The sequence below is a fragment of the uncultured Limnohabitans sp. genome (assembly GCF_937889215.1).
Lineage (GTDB): Bacteria > Pseudomonadota > Gammaproteobacteria > Burkholderiales > Burkholderiaceae_C > Limnohabitans_A.
On sequence record NZ_CALBEX010000565.1, the window covers coordinates 1 to 3,703 of the forward strand.

Genomic DNA, 3,703 nt, shown 5'->3' on the forward strand with positions numbered 1-3,703 from the left:
CCGGAATGGGTTTCAAACGCTTAACCAACATGGAGCGGCCAGTGACCTGCGGCACTTCGTCGGCGCTCACCACGCTCTCGGGGGCTTCGCCCGTCAGGTGGATCGGGCAGATGTTCAGCCCCTTGGGGCCCAGCTTGTCGAACCAGAACAAGGCCATTTGCGTGAGCAACACGCCTTTGCCCGGAATCGGCTCGCCCATGATCACGTCAAATGCGCTGATGCGGTCCGACGCCACCATCAAGATGCGGTCATCGCCCACCGCGTAGTTGTCACGCACCTTGCCACGCGCGAGCAAAGGCAAAGAGGTCAAGGCCGAGGTGTGGAGCGCAGAGGTCATGGCGAAACAGTCAAAGCTAAAAAGAAAAAGGCCCGTTGAACAGTCAACGGGCCATTCGGTGTGATTATCGCAGGCTCAGTTCACCACTTGCGCCAACTCACCTCGGGCGTAGCGGGCCGCCACCACCTGCAGGTTGTCGCCCTTGATCTTGGGGGCCTGGCCTTCGCAGCCGAACTCCAGGTAGCGTTGTTTGCAGATTTGCTTGGCCGCTTCGCGGGCGGGCTTGAGCCATTCACGGGCGTCGAACTTGTCGGGGTTTTCAAACAGAAACTTGCGGCAAGCGGCGGTCATCGCCAGACGGATGTCGGTGTCGATGTTGATCTTGCGCACACCAAACTTGATGGCTTCCTGGATTTCCTCCACCGGCACGCCGTAGGTTTCCTTCATCTGGCCGCCGTACTGGTTGATCATGGCCAACAGGTCTTGCGGCACGCTACTGGAGCCGTGCATCACCAAATGGGTGTTGGGGATGCGGGCGTGGATTTCTTTCACGCGGCTGATGGCCAAAATGTCGCCCGTGGGCTTGCGGCTGAACTTGTAGGCACCGTGGCTGGTGCCAATGGCGATGGCCAAGGCATCCAGCCCGGTAGCTTTGACAAACTGCGCGGCTTCTTCGGGGTCGGTCAGCATCTGGCTGTGGTCCAGTTTGCCCACCGCACCAATGCCATCTTCTTCACCGGCTTCGCCGGTTTCGAGGTTGCCCAGGCAGCCCAATTCACCTTCCACCGACACGCCCAACAAATGGGCCATGTCCACCACGCGGCGGGTCACATCCACGTTGTAAGCAAAGTCGGCCGGCGTTTTGCCGTCTTCCAACAAAGAACCGTCCATCATCACCGACGAGAAGCCGAGATTGATCGCACCCTGGCAAACGGCCGGGCTTTGGGCGTGGTCCTGGTGCATCACCAAAGGAATGTGGGGCCACTGCTCCGTGGCGGCCTGAATCAAATGCTTGATGAAGGGCTCACCCGCGTATTTGCGGGCTCCGGCGCTGGCTTGCAAGATGACCGGCGCACCGACTTCGTCGGCGGCCATCATGACGGCCTGGACTTGCTCCAGGTTGTTGACGTTGAAAGCTGGAATGCCGTAACCGTTGAGGGCCGCATGGTCCAGCAGCTCGCGCATTGAAACGAGTGCCATGGTGGTGATTTCCCAGTGAGTGAATAAAAACAGGCAGGGCCGGGCTTGTAACCGGCTTGTAACTGGGGTGAATTTTATAGGCTTCGGTCTGACACAAGACTGAATACCCTGCTCTGCCTGGGCTGCGGCGTCCGGCCGCAGCCAGATCGGGCATCAGCCCACGCGGCAAATCTTGAGCATGTTGGTGCCGCCTGGTGAGCCCATGGGTTCGCCACAAGTGATGGCATAAATATCGCCCGTGCTCACAATGCCCCGCTTTTTGAGGTGCGCCTCGGCTTCGGTCAGGGCCGTGTCACGGTCGGCGCTGGTGTCCATCAGCAAAGGGCGCACGTTGCGAAACAAGGCCATCTTGCGCTGGGAAGTCAGTTTGGTGGTCAGTGCGTAGATCGGGATGTGGACCCGGTGGCGGCTCATCCACAAAGCGGTGGAGCCGGACTCGGTCATGGCCACAATGGCTTTGGCCCCCAAGTGGTGCGCGGTGAACAAAGCGCCCATCGCGATGGACTGGTCAATGCGGCTGAACTGCCCTTTGAAGTCGGCATCGAGCGAGGTGTCCTCTGCGTTTTCTGCCGCTTCGCAAATTTTGGCCATTTCTTCCACGGTTTCCAGCGGGTATTTGCCCGCAGCGGTCTCGGCACTGAGCATCACCGCATCGGTGCCGTCCAGCACAGCGTTGGCCACGTCCGACACTTCGGCGCGGGTGGGCACCGGGTTGGTGATCATGCTCTCCATCATCTGGGTGGCGGTGATGACGACTTTGTCGTGCAATCTGGCCAATTTGATCATGCGTTTTTGCAGGGCCGGCACGGCGGCATTGCCCACTTCAACCGCCAGGTCACCCCGGGCGACCATGATGCCGTCGCTGGCCAGCAAGATGGCTTCCAGGTGTGGAATGGCTTCGGCGCGCTCGATCTTGGCGATCAGGCCCGGTTTGTGGCCGTATTCGGCACCGGCCACATTGCACAATTGGCGGGCCATTTCCATGTCGGTGGCGTTTTTGGGAAAGCTCACGGCCACATAGTCGGCCTGCAGGCTCATGGCGGTTTTGATGTCGTCCATGTCCTTGGCGGTCAGGGCCGGGGCGGTCAAGCCGCCACCTTGTTTGTTGATGCCCTTGTTGTTCGACAGCTCGCCACCGAGCTTGACGGTGGTCTGCACCTGCTCGCCTTTGACCGCGTTCACGGTGAGAACGATCAGGCCGTCATTGAGCAGCAACACATCCCCTGCTTTGACGTCGCGGGGCAGCTCTTTGTAGTCCAAGCCCACCCCTTGCAGGTCGCCCAACTCGGTGCGGGAGGCGTCAAGCACAAACGGCATGCCGGGCTCGAGCATCACTTTGCCATCGGCAAATTTACCGACGCGGATTTTGGGGCCTTGCAAGTCGGCCATGATGGCCACTTCGCGGCCGGCGCGTTGAGAGGCCTCGCGGACCAAGCGGGCGCGGTCCACATGGTCTTGCGCTTTGCCATGGCTGAAGTTCAAGCGCACCACGTTGACCCCCGCACGGATCATGGCTTCGAGCAGCGCTGGGTCGCTGGAAGCAGGGCCTAAGGTGGCAACGATTTTGGTAGCGCGACGGGGCATTCGGGAATCTCCATGTAATTTGGTTTCAATTTTCACACGAAATCGGTTACATGACCGCATCATTCGTTGCCCCATCGGGTCGGCATGGTCATGGCGGGCGTGGGCCCCAAAAATGGGCCAAAAACCTTCACATCTGAACCCCATTGATCCTTGTCAGCCGAGTTGTCACACTGGCCGACTATAATTTGACGGAACTGACATTGAGAGACAGACACATGACCGCCTTGAACACCCCCTCGTCGGAACAGCCCATCCCGCTGGACCAGCCCTTGCCGCACCGTAAAGTGTTGCGCGAATGGTTGACGCCTTTGTCCGAGCAAACCACGGTGCTGGCTTTTGTGCTGCTGGTCATGGATTACGCCTTGTTCTTTGCCCTGATCACCGGCACGCTTTTCTTTGACGCCGTGTGGGCCAAACTGCTGTGCGGCTTGGCCGCAGGGTTCGTCATCGGGCGTCTGTTCATCATCGGCCACGACGCCTGCCACCAAAGCCTGACGCCGCACCGCGAACTGAACAAGGTGCTGGGCCGGATCGCCTTTTTGCCATCGCTGACGCCCTACAGCTTGTGGGACACCGGCCACAACGTGGTGCACCACGGCTACACCAACCTCAAGGGCGTCGACTTTGTCTGGACACCCTTGA

4 protein-coding genes are annotated in these 3,703 nt (G+C 59.9%); 1 reads left to right on the plus strand and 3 read right to left on the minus strand.

The genetic code is table 11. The features are described 5' to 3' along the window. From Q0341_RS14155 to pyk, 3 genes are all read right to left on the minus strand, one after another. Nucleotides 1–337, minus strand: a 337-nt coding sequence (locus tag Q0341_RS14155) for a phosphoribosylaminoimidazolesuccinocarboxamide synthase (protein WP_299514604.1), incomplete at its 3' end; no start/stop codon positions are given. A 75-nt stretch (nucleotides 338–412) separates the two neighbouring features. Then, the gene (fba, locus tag Q0341_RS14160) at nucleotides 413–1,477 is read right to left on the minus strand and encodes a class II fructose-bisphosphate aldolase (RefSeq protein WP_299514606.1); all 1,065 of its coding nucleotides are present in this window, start codon (nucleotides 1,475–1,477) and stop codon (nucleotides 413–415) included. Nucleotides 1,478–1,630: 153 nt separating this feature from the next. Further along, nucleotides 1,631–3,061 (minus strand): pyruvate kinase, encoded by a 1,431-nt coding sequence (gene pyk, locus Q0341_RS14165; RefSeq protein WP_299514608.1) that lies wholly within the window; start codon nucleotides 3,059–3,061, stop codon nucleotides 1,631–1,633. A 215-nt stretch (nucleotides 3,062–3,276) separates the two neighbouring features. On the opposite strand from pyk, the gene Q0341_RS14170 reads away from it, so the two are divergent. After that, on the plus strand, nucleotides 3,277–3,703 hold a 427-nt coding region (locus tag Q0341_RS14170), incomplete at its 3' end, for a fatty acid desaturase (protein WP_299514610.1).